At 52.8% G+C, this 21,518-nt stretch carries 17 protein-coding genes; 1 reads left to right on the forward strand and 16 read right to left on the reverse strand.

Going from position 1 to position 21,518, the window contains the following annotated elements; all coding sequences use genetic code 11:
- Positions 1-12: 12 nt before the first annotated feature.
- The gene (gene fba, locus A8990_RS09700; RefSeq protein WP_116188831.1) at positions 13-888 is read right to left on the reverse strand and encodes a class II fructose-1,6-bisphosphate aldolase; all 876 of its coding nucleotides are present in this window, start codon (positions 886-888) and stop codon (positions 13-15) included.
- A gap of 208 nt (positions 889-1,096) precedes the next feature.
- On the opposite strand from fba, the gene A8990_RS09705 reads away from it, so the two are divergent.
- Positions 1,097-2,149: an SIS domain-containing protein gene (locus tag A8990_RS09705; RefSeq protein ID WP_116188832.1), complete on the forward strand. Its 1,053-nt coding sequence runs from the start codon at positions 1,097-1,099 to the stop codon at positions 2,147-2,149.
- 72 nt (positions 2,150-2,221) lie between these two features.
- Here the strand turns inward: A8990_RS09705 and A8990_RS09710 are convergent, their stop codons facing one another.
- The 15 genes from A8990_RS09710 to A8990_RS32065 form a co-directional block, all read right to left on the reverse strand.
- Positions 2,222-3,397 carry a hypothetical protein gene (locus tag A8990_RS09710; protein WP_116188833.1) on the reverse strand — a complete coding sequence of 392 codons (1,176 nt, stop codon included), beginning with the start codon at positions 3,395-3,397 and terminating at the stop codon, positions 2,222-2,224.
- Between the two features lie 4 nt (positions 3,398-3,401).
- Positions 3,402-4,139, reverse strand: coding sequence for a hypothetical protein (locus A8990_RS09715; protein ID WP_116188834.1), 738 nt, complete (start codon positions 4,137-4,139; stop codon positions 3,402-3,404).
- A 22-nt stretch (positions 4,140-4,161) separates the two neighbouring features.
- The gene (locus A8990_RS09720; RefSeq protein ID WP_220376798.1) at positions 4,162-5,469 is read right to left on the reverse strand and encodes a hypothetical protein; all 1,308 of its coding nucleotides are present in this window, start codon (positions 5,467-5,469) and stop codon (positions 4,162-4,164) included.
- Complete coding sequence (locus tag A8990_RS09725) at positions 5,417-7,933, reverse strand: hypothetical protein (RefSeq protein WP_116188835.1); 2,517 nt, start codon at positions 7,931-7,933, stop codon at positions 5,417-5,419. Before A8990_RS09725 ends, A8990_RS09720 begins: the two co-directional genes overlap by 53 nt.
- Before the next feature lie 259 nt (positions 7,934-8,192).
- Positions 8,193-9,170 (reverse strand): ABC transporter ATP-binding protein, encoded by a 978-nt coding sequence (locus A8990_RS09730; RefSeq protein ID WP_116188836.1) that lies wholly within the window; start codon positions 9,168-9,170, stop codon positions 8,193-8,195.
- Positions 9,167-10,228, reverse strand: coding sequence for an ABC transporter ATP-binding protein (locus tag A8990_RS09735; RefSeq protein WP_116188837.1), 1,062 nt, complete (start codon positions 10,226-10,228; stop codon positions 9,167-9,169). The genes A8990_RS09730 and A8990_RS09735 overlap by 4 nt, the downstream gene beginning before the upstream one ends.
- Complete coding sequence (locus A8990_RS09740; RefSeq protein WP_116188838.1) at positions 10,195-11,169, reverse strand: ABC transporter permease; 975 nt, start codon at positions 11,167-11,169, stop codon at positions 10,195-10,197. Before A8990_RS09740 ends, A8990_RS09735 begins: the two co-directional genes overlap by 34 nt.
- The gene (locus tag A8990_RS09745; protein WP_116188839.1) at positions 11,166-12,137 is read right to left on the reverse strand and encodes an ABC transporter permease; all 972 of its coding nucleotides are present in this window, start codon (positions 12,135-12,137) and stop codon (positions 11,166-11,168) included. Before A8990_RS09745 ends, A8990_RS09740 begins: the two co-directional genes overlap by 4 nt.
- Positions 12,138-12,227: 90 nt before the next feature.
- Positions 12,228-14,030 carry an ABC transporter substrate-binding protein gene (locus A8990_RS09750; RefSeq protein ID WP_116188840.1) on the reverse strand — a complete coding sequence of 601 codons (1,803 nt, stop codon included), beginning with the start codon at positions 14,028-14,030 and terminating at the stop codon, positions 12,228-12,230.
- A 464-nt stretch (positions 14,031-14,494) separates the two neighbouring features.
- Positions 14,495-14,668 (reverse strand): aspartyl-phosphate phosphatase Spo0E family protein, encoded by a 174-nt coding sequence (locus A8990_RS09755; protein ID WP_116188841.1) that lies wholly within the window; start codon positions 14,666-14,668, stop codon positions 14,495-14,497.
- 195 nt (positions 14,669-14,863) lie between these two features.
- A complete protein-coding gene (locus A8990_RS09760) occupies positions 14,864-15,175 on the reverse strand; it encodes a MocE family 2Fe-2S type ferredoxin (RefSeq protein WP_116188842.1) in 312 nt (103 codons plus the stop codon).
- Complete coding sequence (locus A8990_RS09765; protein ID WP_116188843.1) at positions 15,176-16,276, reverse strand: fatty acid desaturase family protein; 1,101 nt, start codon at positions 16,274-16,276, stop codon at positions 15,176-15,178.
- A gap of 74 nt (positions 16,277-16,350) precedes the next feature.
- Positions 16,351-17,376, reverse strand: coding sequence for a LacI family DNA-binding transcriptional regulator (locus tag A8990_RS09770; RefSeq protein WP_116188844.1), 1,026 nt, complete (start codon positions 17,374-17,376; stop codon positions 16,351-16,353).
- Positions 17,377-17,526: 150 nt separating this feature from the next.
- Entirely contained in the window at positions 17,527-18,429 is a 903-nt protein-coding gene (locus A8990_RS09775) for a sugar phosphate isomerase/epimerase family protein (RefSeq protein WP_116188845.1), read from the reverse strand.
- A gap of 22 nt (positions 18,430-18,451) precedes the next feature.
- Positions 18,452-20,620 carry an aldose epimerase family protein gene (locus A8990_RS32065; protein ID WP_245995929.1) on the reverse strand — a complete coding sequence of 723 codons (2,169 nt, stop codon included), beginning with the start codon at positions 20,618-20,620 and terminating at the stop codon, positions 18,452-18,454.
- Between the last annotated feature and the right edge of the window lie 898 nt (positions 20,621-21,518).

The raw sequence follows: 21,518 nt of genomic DNA on the forward strand, positions 1-21,518 counted from the left end.
CACCTGCCCAGTTTAACGTTGTTGTATGCTGGCAGCCGCCTTGCCGATACAGCCGCAAAGCTGCATTTTCTCGATGGCGAGCTGCTTGACTGCTTTCTTTGCCGGTACCATGTAGGTTCGGGGATCGTTCTCGCTTGGCTGCTCCGCAAACACCTGCTTGATTGCATCCGAGAACGCGATACGAAGCTCTGTCGCGATGTTCATCTTCGCCATGCCGAGCGAGACGGCGAGCTTCACCTGCTCGGCCGGAATGCCTGAGCCGCCATGAAGCACCAGCGGTACGGCTACAAGCTCCGCAATCGCGGCGATTCGCTTGAAATCGATGTTCGGCGTTCCCTTGTAGATGCCATGCGCCGTGCCAATTGCAGGCGCCAGCGTATGGACGCCCGTACGGGCCATGAACGCAAAACACTCGTCCGGGTCGGCAAGCAACGCGTCCTGATCCTCGACGACAATGTCGTCTTCGACGCCGCCGACTTTGCCAAGCTCGGCTTCGACGTTAACGCCGGCTGCGGCCGCCACTTCCATGACCTTCTTCGTGCGAGCGATATTTTCCTCAAAAGGATGCATCGAAGCATCAATCATAACAGAGGTATAGCCTGCGCGAATACATTTGACGATGAGATCGAAGTCCGTGCAGTGATCAAGATGCAAGGCAATCGGCAAGCCGGTCCGGTTCGCCGCGACTGTCGCGGCAGCGGCGATGTAGTCCGGCCCCAGGTGCTTCACGGTTCCAACTGTCGATTGGATGATAAGCGGCGACTGCGTCTCCTCGGCAGCCTCTGTTACGGCTTGAAGCATTTCTAACGTGTGAACATTGAATGCGGCGACGGCGTAACGGCCTTCCCTTGCGCTTTGAAGCATGTTCGTAGATGAAATGAGCGGCATACTTTGCTTCTCCTCCCCATGCTGAACCTGATAGCTTCATCATAGCTTGAGTGCATGATGTTTACAATCATAATTTGATCGATTAGATCAAATTATGATTGATCGCATCACGGGAACGATCTATGATAGAGATACAAGAAACTGGAAGCTGAAGTGATGGATAAAGTGATGGAGTAAGTGAGTGACCATTCGGAGGAGGCGTTCAATAATGAGCTTGACCTATGAGGAAATCAAGAAGCAGTACGCCGCATTGCAGCTGACGTACGACTATATGCTAGAGCATCGCGATGCCATTACCGCATTCATCCGCGCGCAGGGGAAGCGCTCGGTAACGTTCATTGGCTGCGGCTCCAGCTACACGCTAAGCTTATCGGCGGCATTCTCCTTCCGCCTGCGCACCGAGTTCCCCGCATCCGCACTCGCCGGCGGCGATCTGCTGCTGAATGCCGACGCCTACGAGCCGCTGCTTCGCGATACGCTGCTCATTGCACCATCCCGCTCGGGCTCGACAAGTGAAATTGTCGAAGCCGTTCGGCTGCTCAAAGCTCGCGGTGACGAGGCTTCCGTCCCCGTGCTAGCGCTCTCCTGCGTCGCGGACTCTGCGCTGTCCGAAATCGCCGACTTCACATTGACGCTGCCATGGGCATTCGATCATAGCGTCTGCCAGACTCGAACGGTGACGAACCTGTTTACCGCAGGTCTCTTGCTCGCCGCATTTCTAGGCGATGACGAAGCGGTCATCGAAGATATCGGCCTCGCGATTGCACAAGGCGAGGCGTTCATGAGCCGCGTCGAATCCGCTATTCGCGCGGTCAGCGACTACAACTGGACGAACGCGGTCATTCTCGCCGACGGGGAGCTGAACGGACTCGCCGCCGAAGGCGCGATCGCGCTGACGGAAATCGCCAAAGTGCAGGCGCATGCGTATCATCTGCTGGACGTCCGTCACGGCCCGATGGTGACGATCGGTCCTGATACGCTCGTCATCTCGCATCTGACACACAGCGGCGCGGAGCATCAGCGTAAGCTTATGCAGGACATCCGCTCCCGCGGCGCCAAAGTCATCGCGTTCGGCAATGCGTCGATGCCGATTGGGCAGCCGGATGTTGATCTTGCCGTTTCAACGGAGTCGCCGCTCGCACTGCCTGCGCAGGGCATTCCGTTCATCTTCATCCCGCAGATCGTCGCCTTGTGCAGCGCGGAGCGGCAGGGCTTCAACCCGGATCAGCCGGATGGGCTGACCGCTTGGGTGAAGCTGTAATATAGGCAAGAGGCATCCTCCCTTAGCTTGAGGGAGAATGCCTCTTTTCTTTTTCCCTTGAATCTAGCTCGTTTAAGTCAATTTTACCTTTGTTGCCTTCAAATCCGCACCTGTTGCAAGCGACCAATGATTGATAATGATCTTCATATCGTTCGAGAAGTAATTATCGATTCCATCCGCTATATACATCAATTTCACATTCCCTTGATCGAAGAAGCCGGATTCGATCGCGATCAGGATTCTTGAGAGCGGTTCAGCCATTTCGAGCATGTTGTCCGCCTTGGAAGCAGGCATTGGAAACCTTGCCCGTTCGCGCAGCTTGCGCAGCCGTTCTCCTGGGCTCGTAGCTGTCGCTTTGAGCGCAGAGACAATCGGAGAATTGTAATGAATCGTGAGATGGAACCATGACATAGCTGCAACCGCCGAGAATTCCTCCCGAGTCAGGTTCCCCCCTTGGCGTCTCAAGGTCAGCATATCCTGCAGCTTCTGAACCAGATAGAAGATTTTCCCCTCGTCCGTCGGGTTTGGTCCGCTTTTATTATTCGTATTCATAAGACCGATCCACACTTCTCTTAGCAGCTCCACGAATGCAGGAACGAATTCATTATTAGAAGCTTCCGCTTTGTGATAAGGATACGGAGTCTTCGCATCTGTTCCGTGATTCAAATCCATGCCGAACATACGATAATAAGCATTTCTACGCACGGAACGAAGCTGCGGTCTAACCTCGCTTGTTAAGGAAGTAATATAGAAAGGCGATGTATCACGGAAGAATAGCTCTTCCGACGCTCTTATCCATTGATGCGCAGCTGATTCCAGCTCCGAAAATGTGCCGAGCGTTTCTCCATGCGTAAACTCAAAGATAACGTTTCTAAAAATCTCCAAGATCCCTGTATTCTCGATCATATACGCATAGATCAAATGATTCCAATCCATGAACTTTTGCAAGTTGCAATATGAGGGAGCTGTATAACCATCCTTGGTGAAAGTAACCCCATCCTGCAAGCATAGATCGCTATAGATCGGGTTCTGGCTGCGAGGTAGCATAAATGGCGCAGGAATGCCCTCGATCGGACTATTTCGAAACCCGTTCGGGCGATTCCTGCCTGAATTCCAAGCATCCTCTAGGAAAGAGGTCAGTACAAGCGGGTGATATTGAAACACTTTGCCTGCAATGATGTGATCTGATTCTCCCGTATTCGCACTGCGAAACTTCGATATGAGTTGGTCAGCCAATGTATGGAACATGGAATCACCTCATTCCTTTCGGGCCTTGGAGATTGAGCATCATTTCGCGGTAAATTTCCAGAAGACCTCTATTCTGTTCGAGTAACAATTGGTTATTGTCTTTGTTACCGGAGATAATGGAGGTGATTCCGGAAGCGAGCAATTTCAAATCTGCTACAACAGCTTGCTCCTGCTGGGTTGGAGCTGGCGTCGATGCAGGTATGTGCGCTGGCTTAATTTTGGTTAATTCGGCTTGGTCTTTCAAGATTGTTATCGTTTCTTCTACCAGCTTCTTCTTTTCCTCCGCCCTCCGTTTGATCAGGTCTTGATCACCAAGCTCACTCTCAGCATCATCTATGGTTCGATTAGCTTCTTCAATCCTGTTTCTTAATTCTTGAATTCTACAATCTGCATGGGTGATCGCTTCGCCCAAAGAATCCCTTTGAGCGGCAAGTTTAGCAAGCTTGTTCCGTTCGACTAGCTCTGCCTCCCGCTCTTTCGCCCTAATCATGCTGTCCGCGATTCGGATGATGAATTGCTCTTCCAACTCTGGATTGAACCGCATCTCCACGTTCTGCATGATCGTTTTTTTCACATGCTCATGCTCCACGACTTCATGCTGCACATGAGCATGCTTCACGACTTCTTTGTGGACGATCTCAGTCTGCACGTCTACAACTTCCGTTTCCTGATCCTTTTCTCTGGACTTCGGAGCTCCGTACTGATCATAATTGTCATCTGGATTTTTGCCTTTTGTCGCCACGCGCTTCCCTCCCAATGGCTTATCAGATTGGTTCGGCCATCATGCCGAGCCGGATCATCCAATCGTCTTGCTCCCTCAATACTTCTCTCATCCCCGCGGAATCATGGCTTAGCCGCATACCGGAGAGCGCCAGCAGCCTCAAGCACTCCGTACCGACCCAGTGCGTGGACGTAAACAATGCGCTGCCTGCTTGTTTCACGAGCGCATCGAGTGCCTGCGGGCTGACTCGGCCGGGATTGACAAGCGCTTGCAACGGTCTACCGCCGAATGCCTTCATCGGCATGGTCAAGCAAATTTCTGCGATGTCTGGCAGTATCTTCATCGATTTCTCCAGCAAGGGCCGTTCGAGCGCACTCACCTGATGAATGGGATAGCTTCGCTGCCAAGCGAGCGCCAGATCGTCCCATGGGCCTCTTCCGAAGTAAAGCCGGCACATCTCCACATTCATGAGCACGCGCAAGAAGCTGATCGGATGCGGATCGCCGAGCCGATTCTGATAAACGAAATTCGCGTTGCCTGCCAGTACGTCATGAATGCCTGCAACAGCTGCATAGCCGGTATGCGCGAATGCGATCGCATCTGCGGCGATTTCGGAGGACCAGCTTGCCCACATATCCGCCACTTCCGGCGACCGGAGGGAGAGCCGCTGCCGAAAAGCCAGCGCCAGTTCTTCATTCCAGCCTGTCAAACCAGCAATCTGATGCCCTGCCTCGTGTATGAGCGAGGTGGGTCTTAGCAGATTGTGCCAGACAATCTTGATCGCGGCTACAGCGCTATAAGTCGTACCATCCCATAACCGCAGCCCCGCTTTCAAAATAGAAGCGCCAAGTCCACTGTGGATATAAGTGAGGACGAGTGGAACCGGCTTTCCTAGCGGCTCCAGAATCGCCTCCATGCTCTTGCGCGCCATCGTGTCACAAGCTCGTAAGATTGCAGCTACCTTCGGATTCGTCCTTGTATTAACGGCTTGTCCGTAGAAGTCCAGCACCATTTCCGTTTGCATGTATCGGTTGCGAAAAGTAACGACATCTTGACGAACGAGCTCAAACTCTTCCTCCGTACGTGCACGCCTCGCTCTTGAGTCTAGCCGCTCCGCGTCCTTCATTAAAGCTTCAACAGCGGTCAGCAGACTTCTCCTCAAGGAGACACCAAGATATCGTTCAAGCCGCTGCCAAGCTTCTGCCGCAGCAAAATTGTCTAAATCGCCGATTCGTGATGCGGCTTCCCTCCAATGCGTACATTGCCTCAGCACCTGCTCACGCAGAGCATCCGAAGCCCTAATGGAAACGGTATCCGGGTATAACCTTGATGCTGTAGTTGGGAATACCACTTGGAAGCCCTCCCAACATGCTCTTCATATTTCCTTTCAATGCAGACTGAACGAGCCCCAACCCAGGCGGATTCATGATGGTAATCATAATCGTCACGCCATCGGCGTCTTTGGCCGCAGCGGCAGCAAATTCAGCGGACTTCGTCTTGAAGTATTCTTGCAAATATTTCTCCAGCCAGATCCACAGATTTTCCCCAAGCTTCTGGAGCAAGAACGTGCCTGCTTTCTTGGCAAGACCACCAACAAATTGTTCCTGTGCTTCGTATTCCTGAACAATCTTGACATGCTGTCTCCACTCGCCGGAAAAAGCGGATTTAATCGTTCCCTTCAAGAACGACTTTAGGACCATAACGGCGGAAGTCGCCGGCATTCCTTGCCTTATCTTCGCAGAGATCTGCTGGGAATCTGCCTCACTGACGAATAGAAAGACTCTAACTTGTTTTCGCGGGAAATCAATCGTTACGTTTGCTTGATTCGATCTCCGCGTTCGCGGAGCCGGAGTCAAAGTCGAAGTCGGAGTCGGCGAAACAACGCCGGGCTTGGATACCGCTCGCGGCATTACTTTGGGGACCACTTGCACGCGGGCGCCGGCGATTTCCAAGTAATAGAACCTTTTGCCTGCGGCGATTTTCCGGCGGAAGGTGCGGAAGCGACGAGAAGCTTTACGACCTAGCCCCGGTTCTCGAAACAGAATTCCTGCCGACTCCGGTGTCAAAGGATGAAGCTGCGACCAAGCCTGCTTACCGGCAACGCCCAGTCCGGGAACGTGTTTCTCCATTCTAGCTATTCGAGACAAAGTCGTGCCCATAATGGCTTCATAGAGATGTAAGCGAGCCTTGACTGATTTATTCGGAACGATGCCTTGGTGGTCGCGCAGGAAGTCAGATAAAGGCCGATTGCCGAAGGTATGGATGGCCTTCATCATTTGGGGAGTAAGCGTAATTTCAATCACTTTTGAATACTTCTTATAGAACTTCTTGCTGCTCTGGGAAGGCATCATCATCCAAGTGCCGTTCAGCCCGCTCGTCTCACGCAACTCAGGACGCAGCATGGCAGGGGGGAAGTTCGCCGAGGACGCCGCCTCGAACGCAGATTGGATATAACCTTGAAGAAGCTCTTCATTCTCCAATACGGTCTCTGGCAGCATCGCCACTTCCCGTACTGTATCTTCAACGGCTGCCGCGACGGCATTTGCTCCTGCCTGTGCTTCACTCTGCGCGGATGTTTCAAGCGAGGCAAACTTCAGTCCGATATCAACCATTGGGAGAGCGAGCATACGCGCCAACGGCTGTTTAACAACAGGCTCAATTAACGTGGCCAGGCAGCCTGCCAGAAATTTCACGACCTTCGGACGGCCAATTATCGATATTCCCAGTTTCAGGAGCGGCAGCACTGCCGGGATAAATTGCTCCAGAACCGGCCCTGGATTCTCGCCGTCTCTAAGCTCCCCAATCTGCCGAACCAAAGTCTCCCGCGCATCATGAAGCCGTTGCAGCGGATCTTCTTGCTCAAATTCGTTCTCCTGCTCGCCCCATTCTTGCTCGAATTCATGTTCAAACTCCCCTGCTCCGAATGCATGCAGTGCAATTGAGCTGTCGAACTCGTGCTGCAGACGGCCGATATCCGGAACGGTCTCCATCTCCTGCTCTGCTTCCGACTCATTTTCTGCTTCGGCTTCCATCTCCAATTCGCCAATGAATGCTTCAGCTTCAGCTTCATTAAGAAATTTTGCTTGCAGCATCCGAGCCGGCCCTTGCAGCGAAGCCGGGAGCTTGCTAATCGCAAAGCGAAGAACTTTACTTAATAACGGCCGGACTAAAGCTTTTAATTTGCTGAGAATAGAACCGATCGGGAGCATGCTGATACCCTTTTTCGCGAGATCGACCGCCCCTTTGGCAATGCTCTTTACTTTGTTGAACACCTTACCAAGAAAGTTCTCAAACTGCGGCGACAAATGAGCTGTCTCCGGTTCAAATTGTTGTATGACGGCTTCCATTTCGCCTTCCTGCATGGAGGCAAAATTGCGGGAGCCGATGCCCTGATTAATCCGATCGAGCATTTGTTCCGCCTCGAAGGCAAGCTGCTCAAAATGCCCTGTCGGCTGAAAGCCTTGCTCATCATGGAATTGTTCCGCTTCCGCATATAGCTCGTACAACGCCTCGTTAAACTGATGATCGTGAAGCTCGCTAAGAAATTGCATGACATGCCCCGGTGCAGAAGGCGACGCCTGCTCGCTTTGAACACTCTCGCCTGCAAACTCCCGAAAGACGAACGGGCTTTCGAAGCTTTCCGCCTCCGGTTCAATTTGGTATTGATTCTGCTCATACATTTGCTCGAATTCGTACGCTTCCTGTGCCTCATTCTGCTCGTAGGAGGACATTTCCGACAAGTTGAGGAAAGGAGATTCGACTTTGTACCCGCTTGTATTCGCTTTGCTGACAGCAGCCGCACCCGATGGAGTCATATCGATACATTCCTCCTAAATTTGCTATATGAAATCACCCTCATTATGGATGAAAATGGAACGTAACTTAAATAGGGATAAATTACCAAAAGTAAATTAGGGAGAATAGGCTAACTCCATTCACCATTCGTTGCGTAATATCAGCATTCGCGCGGAATCGACGGCACGAGCAAAAACCTTCCCGAACAAACGGAGAAGGTTGCTAGATTGCACGAAAAATCCCTCTCAACATTTGTTAAGAGGGATCCTATTCTAACTATTATTGCAGCGGGAAATGACAAGCAACCTGCCTCTCATCGGACACGGTCTGCAGCTGCGGCTCTTCCGTCTTGCAGCGATCCTGCGCGAACGGGCAGCGCGGATGGAACCGGCAGCCGGACGGCGGGTTCGCCGGTGACGGCACATCGCCCTGCAGGATAATTCGCTCGTCCCGATGTTCTGTCGTCGGCTTCGGAATCGCTGACAGCAGCACTGAAGTGTATGGATGAAGCGGCTTCGCGAACAACTCTTCGGTCTTGCCCACTTCGACCATTTTCCCCAAATACATGACGCCTACTCGATCCGAAATATGTCGAACGACGTTCAGACCATGCGCGATGAACAAATACGTTAAGCCGAGCTCCTTCTGCAGCTTCATCATCAGGTTAAGCACCTGGGACTGCACCGAAACGTCCAGCGCTGACACGGCTTCGTCCGCTACGATGAATTTCGGATTAAGCGCTATTGCCCGGGCAATACCGATACGCTGACGCTGGCCGCCCGAGAATTCATGCGGATATCGGTTGCGACGACTGGCATCAAGTCCGACCATCTCCATCAATTCGACAACACGATTATCCATCTCCTGTTCGCTCATTCGACGATGTACGCGCAGCGGTTCACTGATCAAATCCTTCACAAGAAACCGCGGATTAAGCGAACCGAACGGATCTTGGAAAATAATTTGCATCTCCTCGCGCAGCTTGCGAAGCTCCCGGTTTCCCGCGGTATGGATGTTTCTGCCGGCATACTTGATCTCGCCGCCCGTAGCGCTCTTCAGGTTCAGCAGCACCCGAGCGAGCGTCGACTTCCCGCAGCCGGATTCGCCGACAAGCCCGAACGTCTCCCCTGCTCGAATGCCGAACGAGACATCATCGACAGCCTTCACCTGACCGATGACTCGGTTAAGCAGCCCCGTCTTGATCGGAAAATACTTCTTCACATTGTTTACTTCCACTAAATAGCTGCTGCTGCTCATAACGCCACCTCCGTCTTGCTGCTGATCGTCACTTTCGGCGTCTGGCTGCTTGCAGACGCAGCCGAAGCGCCGGTGCCTTTCAGCTCCGACTCGTCGAGCCAGCATGCTGCTTTATGGCCTGACGGCGACGCGATAAGCGCCGGCTCCTGCTGTCTGCACACATCCATCGCATGCGGGCAGCGCGGATGGAAGCGGCAGCCTCTCGGCAGCTGACTGATCGGCGGGATGGCTCCCTTGATCGTATACAACTCGCCGCCGCGCTCGCCTTCGAGGCCCGGAATCGACTTCAGCAGCCCGATCGTATACGGATGTCGCGGCTGTTCGAAGATCTCCTTCACGGTCCCTTCTTCCACGACTGCGCCGGCATACATAACGGCAATGCGGTCGGCGACTTCCGCCGCAACGCCCATATCATGCGTGATAAGCAGCATCGACATGCCGAACTCCTGCTTCAGCTGCCGCAGCAAATCGAGAATTTGCGCCTGCACCGTCACGTCTAGCGCTGTCGTCGGCTCATCGGCGATCAGCAGCTCCGGGTTACAAGCGAGCGCCATCGCGATAACGACCCGCTGGCACATCCCGCCTGACATCTCGTGCGGATACTGCTTCGCACGCATCTCAGGGGCGGGGATGCCGACACGGCGAAGCATCTCGACGCTCGTCTGCCAAGCTTCCTTCTTGCTCAGCTTCTTATGAATGCGAAGCGCTTCGGCAATCTGATCTCCGACCGTGAAGACGGGATTGAGCGCCGACATCGGGTCTTGGAAAATCATCGTAATGCGGTTGCCGCGAATCTTCAGCATCTCCTGCTGCTTCTTCTTCACGAGGTCGCTGCCGCTGAACAGCACCTCTCCGGTTTCAATGAAGCCGCCCGCGTAGTCGATAAGCCGCATCACCGACATGGCGGTAACGCTCTTGCCGCTGCCGGACTCGCCGACGACGCACAGCGTCTGTCCGCGGTCGAGCTCCAGGGAGACATGGTCCGTTGCACGCACGAACCCTTTTTCCGTCACGAAGCCTGCCGTTAAATTTCGGATTTGGAGAACTTTTTCCGCCATTGTGCGAGCCTCCTTCTAGGAATTGTCGTCATCCTTGGATCGAGACCGTCGCGAATACCGTCACCAATAAAGTTCACCGCGAGCACGACAGTAAGGATACATACACCTGGGTAAAGCGCCTGCAGCGGATCGGTCAGCATGAACTCCTGCGCGTTGCTCAGCATTAGTCCCCAGCTCGTATCCGGCGTCTGAACGCCAAGTCCCAGGTAGGACAATGCAGATTCGCTCAGGATCGCGCCGCCGACCATCAACGTCGCCGTTACGATAATCGGAGCTGTCGCATTGCGCAGCAGATGGCGGAAGATGATGCCGAAGTGAGAGACGCCGGTCGCCTTCGCCGCTTCCACATACTGCATCTCGCGCAGCTGCAGATACGTTCCGCGGACGAGCCGCGCGACGCCCATCCAGCTCGTGAAGGCGAGAACAAGAATCATATAAGATATTTTGGAGCCGAAGATCGCTAGAATGAGAATGTTCAAGAACAGCGACGGAATCGAGTTCATCACATCGACGAAACGCATCGCAATGGTGTCTACCCAGCCGCCGAAATAGCCTGCGAATGCGCCGACGATCGTCCCGATGAAGACGGAGACGAAGGCGACAAGGAAGCCGACCGTGAGCGAGATCCGGCTGCTGTACAGCAAGCGGGACAAAATGTCGCGGCCGAGCTCATCGGTGCCGAGCGGATGTCCGTCCGTGCCGGCATGAAGATTCGGGAACATCATATCAATGCGCGTCGGGTCATACGGCGAGATCCACTTCGCGCATACAGCTGCAATGATGAAGATCGCTAGAATAATAAGCCCTGCGACGGCGAACGGGTTCTGCACGAACTTCTTCCATGCCGTGCGCCAAGGACCCGGCGGACGCTTATCTGCAGGCGGCTTCACTTCAGCCGAAGAGACTGTCACGGCCCTTTGTTCCAGTTTCAGCTCGCTCATCGTGCTGCGCCTCCTTTGCTGCCAAGCTGTACCCGAGGATCAACGATCGCGTACAGAATGTCCGCCACCAAGTTGCCGACAACAACGATTACCGAAACGACAAGCGTAATCGACATCAATACGGAGTACTCACGGGCGACCGCCATATCGACGAACAGCCGTCCCATTCCCGGCCAGTTGAACACCCGCTCGGTGAGCGCGGCGCCGCCGACAAGAATCGGCAGGTCGAGTCCGAGAATCGTAATGATCGGAATCAGTGCGTTGCGCAGCGCATGGCGGAAGATTACCCGGCCTTCACGCAAGCCTTTTGCCCGAGCGGTACGAATGTAGTCCTGCCCCAGCACCTCGAGCATGCTCGCCTTCGCATACTTCGTATAGGAAGCGAGGAAGCCGAGTGTCAGCACCGAAACAGGTAAGATGAGATGCATGAACAGGTCCCCCATATTCCCCTCCTTGCCCATCGTATACATGTCGGATAAGGGTAACCAGTCATGCTTGAGAGAGAAGTATTCCTGCAATATGATACCGAACCAGAACGTCGGCATCGCGAACCCGATATAGGAAACGAAGGATGACGTCTGATCCGAGAAACCGTACTGAGACGTACTGTTGTAAATCCCCCATGGAATCGCAATAAGTAGAGAGAACAGCCACGCGGCGCCCATCAGCACCATCGTGTTCTTCACTGTCGGCCACAGAATGTCACCGACCGGGATATGGTTCTTGAACGTGTAGCCAAGGTCGCCTGTTACCAGATGACCGAGCCAGATCGAATATTGAACGAGGACAGGACGATCGAGTCCGAGGTTATGCGCTTGCACCTTCGCTGCTTCCGGAGACAATCCAGGAGCGAGAAAGACTTGCGTCGGTCCACCGGGAGCCGCGTGGATCATTGCAAAAGTAAGGATCGAGATCAGGAATAGAACGAGTACGGACTGAAATAATCGGCGAACTAAATATTCTGTCATCGGAATTAGACCCCCCTTATTCCTGAATACAGGAGAAGAGCCGGTCGGCTCTTCTCCTGATCAGATATTGCACTATGGAATTGAGAATGATTACTTCTTGTCAGACCACCAGTTGATCGCGTGGAACAGATAGCCATAACCAAGGGACGATTCCGGCTTATCCGCATCCGCCCAGTGCAGCGTCGATTGGTCGACGACTTGCGGCAGACCGTATTGATACAAGAATACATAAGGAAGGTCAGTGGAAATTTCTTTGCCGATTTGGTGATATACATCTGCGCGCGCAGATTGATCGGTCGTTAATTGACCTTTCGTCCAGAGCGCGTCGATCGATTCGTTCTTATACCAGCCGCCGTTTTGACCTGCAGGCGGGAAGTACTTGGAGGAGAAGATGCTCTCTGCATCCGGATCCGGGTTAGACAAGGACCAGGAGAGCAGAATGGCCGGGAATTTACCTGGCGTAATGTTCTGGTCAATCCATGTCGCGAAGTCGATGCCCTTCGGCGTTACTTCAATGCCAACATCCTTCAGGTTCTGTTGAATGATCGCAGCTACCTGTTCGCGGCGGCTGTTGCCTGCGTTGTATTGCAGTTCGAACGAGAAGCGGTGGCCGTCCTTCGCGAGGATGCCGTCTTTGCCGGCTACCCATCCGTCTTCCGCGAGCAAGCTCTTCGCTTTCTCTGGATCGAATGCATAGTTGACCGCTTGGTCGCCTGGATCTGCCCATGAGCCTGGCAGGAATGGAGAGTTCATCAGCTTGCCCGTACCCTTCAGCACGTTGTCTACCATGCCTTGGCGGTTCAGTGCGTAAGCGATCGCTTGACGCGTCTTCTGGCCTTTGAACGGCGACACTTTATCCGGGAAGTTCTCGTCCTTGAAGTTGAACTGTACGTATTCGTATTGCGGTCCTGGCGCGAGGATCGTGCTCAGCTTATCATTCGCTTTAACCGCGTCCATCGAAGTGACCGGAATCGCTTCGGACATTTGGATATCGCCTTTGATCAGCGCTTGAACCTCTGTGTTTTGGTCCGCATAGATTTTGTAGATGATTTTGCCCAAGTGAGGCTTCACGTCACCCCAGTAGTTCGGGTTCGTCTCCAGCGTAATGTACTGGCCTTGCTTCCATTCGGAGAATTTCCAAGGGCCGCTTGTAACGGTCTTCGTAGGATCAACGCCATATGCGTTCTTGCTCAGTTCCTTCACAGGCACGTCTTTCAGGACATGCGCTGGAACGAGAGAGCTGTATAGCGAGTATTGGAACGGCGCGTACACTTGCTTCAGCTTAAATTCAACCGTGTAGTCGTCGATTTTCGTAATGGAATCGATTTTGTCGAACGCGCTGATGCCTGGTGCACCTGCGTCCGGATTACGAACGGTGTTGTATGTAAACAGAACGTCATCTGCATTAAGCGGTTGGCCGTCATTCCATTTCACCGTATTCTTCAGCTTCACGGTATAAGTTTTGCCGTCTGCGCTGATCTGTGGAAGCTCTGCTGCAATCGACCATGGCTCTACAGCCAGATTCGCATTGCGGTCAACATCATAGAGTCTAGCATTAATGAGGTTCTCAATATCACCGGATGAAGTATCGTTGATGTAGATCGGGTTGACGGAGACGATATCGGAGAAGGTACCGACTGTTAATGTTCCGCCTTCTACTGGTGCGTTTGGATCAGGGGTAGCCGTGTCGTTCGTAGTAGTAGAGTCGTCTGTGGTAGCGGTGTTCGTTGTGCTGCTGTTCGAAGAGTTAGAAGTGGTGTTTGAATTCGCGCTGCTGTTACTAGTACCATTGTTACTGCTGCTGTTGTTGTCGGACCCTCCGCAACCGCTGAGTATAACTCCGACTAGCGCGATGACTGATAAGCAGGATAATACTCTGAATCTTTTGCTCATCTTTCTCTTCCTCCCTCATCATTAAAGCTTCGAAAGTTTAAATATCTCTACTTTTTAGAATTTACCAGATATTTAGCAATTGTACAAAGCATTTTTTTGAAAGTTAGCGCAATTCAGACTATTATTTAAGAAATCTTTAATTGACACTTTTATGGAAATCTTATATAACCCCTTTCATCTCTCTGTAGTAGGTATGTACGGCCATGGAACCATTGTAAACGATTTCAACATTTCGTATATTGGGGGAATTTATGCAGGAGTTTACGCGAAAATGCTGATCATTCTGGAAATGTACTGGTTTGGGCTGATTCAAAAATGGGGGAATTCGGAGAGGTAAAAGGGCAGGAATAAGAGAATTCCGTCGAACATTGCAGGTTTGCACCGGTAACGCTGGACAGAAAAAGACCTGCTATTTCAACCGGAATTATCCAGTTAGCAGGTCCCCACGTTCTATATTTACTCTCTTATCCTACCCGGTGCAGCTTCTTCTTCTTAAGCTTCTGATACACAACGATGTAACGATCTAACCGCTGGCTGATGGAAACGACTTTCTCATGAGTGAAACTCCCGTACGTCGAAGCCTTGTCAATCATCTCGCATCTCATTGCCTCAATACGCTGCGCAAGAAATGATTCCATTTGACCACTCCGTTCTTCGTATGGTTGTTTACAAGTCTCATTATAGGTGCGAGATTTTAGGAAAATATTAGAAGTTTATTAGAGATATAAAAAACAATAAATTATATAAAAAACGGCCGCCTTCGGCTAGGTGCTTAAGCCGTAAGACGAGCCGTCATTGAATTAGTGCAATATACCTGCTTGCAACGCTTGTTCCTACTCAATATTAATATATACTCTGCCTGCTTCGACTTTTACCGGGTATGTCTGCAAGTCTTTGCAAGCCGGCACACGTACTGCAGCGCCGCTCGTAATATCGAATCGACCGTTATGCTTCGGGCACTCGATCAATTTCCCCATTACAAGCCCGTCCGCGAGATGAAAGCGGCCATGCGTGCAGAAACCGTCTGTCGCGTAATAATCACCTTTGTCGGAACGATACACCGCGAAGGAGCGATCCTCTTGATCGAATCGAATAACATCCTCCACATCAACTTCGCCTGCTTCACACACTTCAACCCATGCCACTTAAGCTTCACTCCTTGTCAGTTCTAGATCATCATTAAGTTCCGGTCCATAGCGGTATGGCAGCGCCGTTACCGGCAGCGGCTTCACGACGACATAAGCCGGATCATGCTTCTGTTTGCGCAATGCGCCGATTACTTCGCGAAGTGCTGCCCACAAGCTAGGCCGCGCTTCCGGACAGTCGTACTTCATCTCCTCATGCAGCTTCGGCAGCGCATGGTACGGAACCATCGGGAACATGTGGTGCTCCACATGATAGTTCATGTTCCAGTAGAGGAACCGGAAGACAGGATTAAAGTAGACCGTCCGGGTGTTAAGCCGGTGATCCAGCACGTCCTCGTAGAGTCCGAGATGCTGTGTAATACCGAACGTCAGCACAAGCAGCCCGCCGTAAAAAGTAGGCAGAATAATAAACATCGCTGGCAAAACGCTGCCTGTTACGATACATGCGGCAATGACTGCCAGGAAGATCAGCATGTAGATGCGAGCTTCGCGAAATACCTTATCATACTCCGAAGCCGGGATATATTCCTTCTCCTGCTCCTCCAACTTGCCGAATGTGTGCAAAATGAACCTTTTTATCTCAATTGGTCCCCCATACAGATGGAAAATTTGCATGTAGAGGATCTTCCAGATCGGAGGTCTTGCGGTGATAATCTCTGGATCCCGGCCAACAATAATCGTATCGGTATGATGGCGGGAGTGGCTCCAGCGCCAGGGCGTTGCGGAACGAAGCACGCAGAACGAACCGATATGGTAGACGACATCGTTCATCCATGGCGTCTTGAACGCCGTTCCGTGTCCGCACTCATGCCATCTTGAGTCGCCAGGCGATGCATAGAGCGTGCCATAGAGGAAGAAAGCCGGCACCGCCCACCATGTTCCCCAAGATAGGTATGCAAGGTACCCCAGAATGATCAAGCCGCCGAGCCAGATCAGCGTATCCCGGATTGCAGGACCGTCCTTACGTTTCATAAGCTCCTTCATTCTCGCACGCGGAATTGGCGTAGCATGCCATTGCGCAGATGCCAGCCCCTTCTCGTCAGCCTGCTTGCTCTCAGGCCCTAACAAACTATAATCTCTTCGCTGTACAACGATGGCCATCCGAATCTCCTCCTCAACTTATTTTAGTCGGACAAGCTTGTGCTCGGGCACAATGTACTGTAAAAAAGAATCCCCTACAGGCTCTCGGGGATGTAAATATGGGTTTCCGTAAAATAATGCTCCGTCTCCGGCTGCTTCCCCGCAAAGACGAGATCAAACAGCAGGCGCAGCGATAAGTAGCCTTGTCTCTCCGGGTTCTGAACAATGGTGAAATCGATGATCCGCTCGCGCAGCCCATGCTCCGCCTCGGGCATTAAGTCGTTGCAGATGACCCGCAGCTTCCCTTCCAGGCGCTGAAGCTTGATCACTTCGAGACAAGCGGCGATATCGCCGGTCGCCATGTAGATCCCGCTAATATCCGTGTGCTCGCTCAAGGTCTGATTCAGCAACGCGAACGTATCCTCGTATCGGTCGAACCCTTCGATGACGCGCGCTACTTGCAGACGGCTGCCGCTATTCGCCAGCCCTTGCTTGAATCCTTCCACCCGCGAGCGATGCGCGTGGAACTTCAAGCTGCCTGTAACGATAATGACCTTCGCTTCCGCAGGCAGCACCCTGTTCATCAGTCCTGCTGCGACGACGCCGCTCTTGTGCAAATCTTGGCCGACGAAACAGACACGCTTGCTGCCCTCGACGTCCGAATTGAACGTGACGACAGGTACGTTCTTCTGCGCCGCGGCATCGATGCTCTCGCGGATGAGCTCATCGTCCATCACAGAGAACATAATGCCGCTGACGCCTGCCTCCACGAGCTCGTGGATCGCGCCTGCCCCTTCTTCGGGACGTTTATTGTCCACATACCGATATTCCAGCCGGACGCCGAGGTCCTTCAGTTCCTCCGCCGCGCTAGTAATTCCGCTCCGAATGGATTCGAAGAATCGAATATCTTTGGGCGGCATGACGATGCCGAATGTGACGGGCTTCTTCTGGTAAGCCAGCGCTTTGGCCGCAATATTCGGTACATAATTTAGTTCATTCACAATCTCCAGGATTCTGTCGCGCACCTCAGGCTTCACGCCTGGGCGGTCATTCAGCACCCGATCGACCGTTCCTCTTGATACGCCTGCATGCTTGGCGATTTCTCTTATCGTAACAGTCATAATTCACTCCTGTGATAGCCTGCAATATAACTCTATGTGCCATTAGCCTTATCAATTATAGAGCGAATCGATCGTTCCTATCAAGAGGAGCAGTTAGCAAAAGTTGACATCTATTAACTTCTGCTAACGCCGAGCTATTTAGACGCCTATTTAGACGCCGACTGATTTCAGCTTGCCGTCCAGGAACCGCTTCGCCCGTGGAATGTCTTCCTCTTCCAAGTGTTCGATAATGATAGGCACGTTCGGATGAAGCTTCGCGAGACGCTCAAGGTACAGATCATAGTTCAGGATGCCAAGCCCCGGAGCAGGCAGCTCAACGGCACCGGCGCCGCGGAACGAATGCGACTCGGATGCGTCGATGTTGGCGTGCTTCTCACCTGTATCTTCTGCAGGCTTGCAGTCTTTGGCGTGCGCGATTTTGATTTTGTCGCCGAGCGTGTTGAAAATGCGGTGCAGCGTTTCATCGATATGGTCGATGTTCGTGTCCGTGTAGTAATTCGTTGGGTCCATCAGCAAGCCGAGGCCGGGATGATTCACGTCCGAGAAGAGACGCGCAACTTGATCGACGGAGCCGATAACGTTGTTCACGTAGTTCTCGACGAGGAACATCGCGCCGTGATCATAAGCGAACTTCGAGAGCTCTTCAATTTGCTTGCATACCTCTTCGTAAGCTTCTTCCGTACCGTTCTTCGGATCCCATACCCAGTCGCTCTCCGTATTGAACGTGCCTGTCTCGCTAACCACATACGGGCTGCCGAGGTCACGCGCGAATTGGATGATTTTCTTAAGGCCGTAGATATTCTCTTGGCGTTTCACTGGATCGCTATGAATAATATTCGTGTAACCCGAGATGCAGACGATTGGAAGATTCGCATCACGGAACGCATCGCGGATCGTGCGGCATTTCTCTCTCGTGAGCGCATCCGCCGACAGATCCATCCCTTTGAACGATAGGTCGAGCTGTACGCAGGAGAAGCCGTCCTTCTTCATTCGAGCGATGGATTCCTCAAGAGAATACGGATAGTATGCATTAAAAATACCAACGGATAACATGTCAGATGACCTCCAATAAAAGTTATAGTACTTCCTTGAACTGCACCGTTCTGCCTTCGGCAATCGACTTGTAGCATGCGTCAATCGCTGCCATCGTCCGCAAATTGTCGCGGCCGCCAATCTCCGGCTCGCTGCCGGATTCCACGGCGCGGAGCAGCTGCGCCATCGTTCCCTGGAACGCATCCGGGAACCATACCGAATCCCACTGCGGGCGATGCCATTCGCCAGACGCTTGCCGCGTCGTGAAAGCGAGTGTGCTCGGCGTGCGCTCCGGGTAGGTCGGCCAGCCGATCGTGCCAGTCGCCATGCCATCCAGCCCTTCTACCCGCCACTTGATATAAATATCTTTCTCGGTTCCTTCACCCGGCCATGCCCATACATCGTCAAGGCTCGTCGCCATCAGCTCGCTCGCATATTGGAACGTATATTGCGAGATGCCGTCGATGTGCGGGAACTGCGTGCGCGGATCTCTGCGGGCAACCGCGGTCACCTTCTCCGGGTCTCCGAACAGATAGCGGAAGGAATCGATATGATGAATGCCCATGTTCAGGATCTCAATCTGATCGTACTGCTGCAGAAAAGCTTGCCAGTGCGGAATCGCCCGCATCTCGATCGTCGCAAGCACCGGCTGCCCGAGCAGACCGCGATCGAGGATGGCTTTGAGCGCGCGAATCGACTGGTCGTAGCGCATATTCGAGTTAACCGCGACTTTGATGCCGGCGGCTTCGCACAGGTCGACGATTTCACGCGCTTCGCGCGAATTCATCGCGAGCGGCTTCTGGCACAGAATGCCTCGGATATGTGGCTGCTTCACCGCTTCGCGGACGACTTCGAGCTGCCGGTCAGGCGGGAAGGCGATATCGAGAATTTCGATCTCGGGATCGCGGACGAGCTCCTCCCAGGTGCGGTGCACCTTCGGAATGCCGCGCAGCTCCGCGACTTCCTTGGCATTGTCATAGGTGCGCGATGCGATCGCAACCGGATTGAAGCCAGCGTCACGGTAGGCAACGAGATGGCAGTCCCGCATAATAAAGCCGGAGCCGATGCAGCCGATCCGGTAGTCTTTGCGCTGCGGCATCTCTGGCTTGATTACAGTGGAGAAATCAATGCCGAGCTTCTCAGCGATGCCGGAGTTGCTGTTGCTCGTATTGCTGTTGTTGCTGTCGGTGCTTTGCTGCATAATGCGATCCTCCTCTATTTTAAGATTCGATTGCTCTGTCCACAGAGTCGTCGTCAAACGGCGTTCTTCGCCGGGGCGAATGCCCTGTGCGCCTGTCCGTTCAGATGGATATGGCAAATTAAACGCGTCAGTCACGTAGGTGTATGGTTCAATGGAGAACGCATCGTCCCAGTCCGGGCGGAACAGCAGAACGTAAGGGAACGAATCATCCAATTGGTATGCAATGGTGTAGCCTCGCTGCGGGATCGCTATGCGGCAAATCGGTTTCGCTGCTTGATCCATCGTCAGTAAGGAGCAGCCCAGAACGGGATAGTTCACAAGGTCGATGCCATCGCGAATGCTCAGGCTAAGCCCCGTTACAGATGGCTGTTCGATGACAAAAGCTTGATTCGTAACCGGCCACTCATCCTTCGCTGGAACTTGCAGCATCACATTGTTACCGCTTTCATACGGTACCGAAAAATAAGGATGCAAGCCATACGCGAACGGTGCCTCATCAGCCCCTTCGTTAACGATCGAGCTCTCCATATGAAGCTTTCCGTCAAGCAGCCGATAGGTAATGGTAAAAGAAATCGCATGCGGATAATAATCCATCATGTCCGGATGCTCACTGAAGCTGAAGCGGCTCTTCGCCCATGCGCCTATGCCGTCTAGGGCACCGAACTCTACGAGATGCCAGCCTCTGCTGATGAGCTCCCCATGTAGGTGAAAATGCGGCGGCTCATTTATTGGCAGCTGATAGGTGCGGCCATTAAATGAATAAGTGCCGTTTCGAACCCGGTTGGGCGGAAATAATATCGGTGTTCCATATTTGGAGCACGCGAAAGTTTCGTTCTGTAGCGTCTGCAGGCTGATCGGTGTTCGAATTACCTCGTGTCCGCCTTGCTGGAAGCTGAATAAATTGTTGCCCACTGCGGGAATCAGCTTGGCGATGCTATCGCTGGCCGAGTCCTTGAGCACGATAATGCTAAAGCCGTCTTGATTGCGCAATTCAGCTGAATATCTGCCCATTTTCTCCCCTCCTGGCTATTAAGCAAATAGATGCCAGAGCTTTGAGAGCAGGTAACCATGTGTTTTTGTGCCCGGGCACATTTGATTATATACCTTGCCTCCGAATCGTTCAATAGGATTCGGTGTAAAAATCCCCCTTCGTGATCGGCTAAGCTCGCGATCGCGAAGGGGACTCTGGCAGGGCGGTGTTTTCGAGACGTGAGAGAGCGTATTTGCTCTCTCAGCTTTTTCCTCTCGCAATCTGCGACTACGTGGAGCTGCGAAGGGGAGACTGAGAGTCGAATTTTCCGACTCTCAGCTTCTCTCTTGCCCTGTTTTCCCGCTGACAGTCGGATTTTCCGACTCTCAGCAACCAATAACCCCTAACAGGACCGCTCTTCTACATTCAGAGTCGGAATTTCCGACTCTCGGCTTCCCTCTAGCCCCGTTTTCACTCTGAGAGTCGGATTCTCCGACTCTCAGCAACAAACAAGTTCCAGTTACACTCTCATATTCGTCTCCGAGCTGCACTCGCCCTCTCACTCCAACTCGTCCCGCAGCGCATCACATGCCTTCCCGCCCCCCTTCCATCGCTCGCCTACCTCTCGCACTCCCCTTAGCTCGACTCCCCCACTAACTCAATAAAAACTCCCGTGAGAGAATGAACACTCTCACAGCTGCAGACCGCCAATATTGCAGGCTGAGAGAACGTATCTGCTCTCTCAATTTTGTTTACTCGGGCGGCGCGGCGTTTTCGACGCGTGAGAGAGCGTATTCGCTCTCTCACGGGTGCCAACTGCCTCTTTTGCAGGCTGAGAGAGCGTATTTGCTCTCTCCGCTTCTTTTTCGCGGGCGGCGCGGCGTTTTCGACGCGTGAGAGAGCGTATTCGCTCTCTCACGGGTGCCAACCGCCTCTTTT

Origin of the sequence: Paenibacillus taihuensis (assembly GCF_003386535.1) — a bacterium.
GTDB lineage: Bacteria > Bacillota > Bacilli > Paenibacillales > Paenibacillaceae > Paenibacillus_Z > Paenibacillus_Z taihuensis.

Excerpts from the sequence above, each read along its gene's own strand:
- A8990_RS09750 (WP_116188840.1), bottom strand. The coding sequence starts at position 14,030 with ATGAGCAAAAGATTCAGAGTATTATCCTGCTTATCAGTCATCGCGCTA.
- A8990_RS09740 (WP_116188838.1), bottom strand. The coding sequence starts at position 11,169 with ATGAGCGAGCTGAAACTGGAACAAAGGGCCGTGACAGTCTCTTCGGCT.
- A8990_RS09770 (WP_116188844.1), bottom strand. The coding sequence starts at position 17,376 with ATGACTGTTACGATAAGAGAAATCGCCAAGCATGCAGGCGTATCAAGA.
- A8990_RS09730 (WP_116188836.1), bottom strand. The coding sequence starts at position 9,170 with ATGAGCAGCAGCAGCTATTTAGTGGAAGTAAACAATGTGAAGAAGTAT.
- A8990_RS09710 (WP_116188833.1), bottom strand. The coding sequence starts at position 3,397 with ATGTTCCATACATTGGCTGACCAACTCATATCGAAGTTTCGCAGTGCG.
- A8990_RS32065 (WP_245995929.1), bottom strand. The coding sequence starts at position 20,620 with ATGGGCAGATATTCAGCTGAATTGCGCAATCAAGACGGCTTTAGCATT.
- A8990_RS09735 (WP_116188837.1), bottom strand. The coding sequence starts at position 10,228 with ATGGCGGAAAAAGTTCTCCAAATCCGAAATTTAACGGCAGGCTTCGTG.
- A8990_RS09755 (WP_116188841.1), bottom strand. The coding sequence starts at position 14,668 with ATGGAATCATTTCTTGCGCAGCGTATTGAGGCAATGAGATGCGAGATG.
- A8990_RS09765 (WP_116188843.1), bottom strand. The coding sequence starts at position 16,276 with ATGGCCATCGTTGTACAGCGAAGAGATTATAGTTTGTTAGGGCCTGAG.
- A8990_RS09745 (WP_116188839.1), bottom strand. The coding sequence starts at position 12,137 with ATGACAGAATATTTAGTTCGCCGATTATTTCAGTCCGTACTCGTTCTA.
- A8990_RS09705 (WP_116188832.1), top strand. The coding sequence starts at position 1,097 with ATGAGCTTGACCTATGAGGAAATCAAGAAGCAGTACGCCGCATTGCAG.
- A8990_RS09775 (WP_116188845.1), bottom strand. The coding sequence starts at position 18,429 with ATGTTATCCGTTGGTATTTTTAATGCATACTATCCGTATTCTCTTGAG.
- A8990_RS09725 (WP_116188835.1), bottom strand. The coding sequence starts at position 7,933 with ATGACTCCATCGGGTGCGGCTGCTGTCAGCAAAGCGAATACAAGCGGG.
- fba (WP_116188831.1), bottom strand. The coding sequence starts at position 888 with ATGCCGCTCATTTCATCTACGAACATGCTTCAAAGCGCAAGGGAAGGC.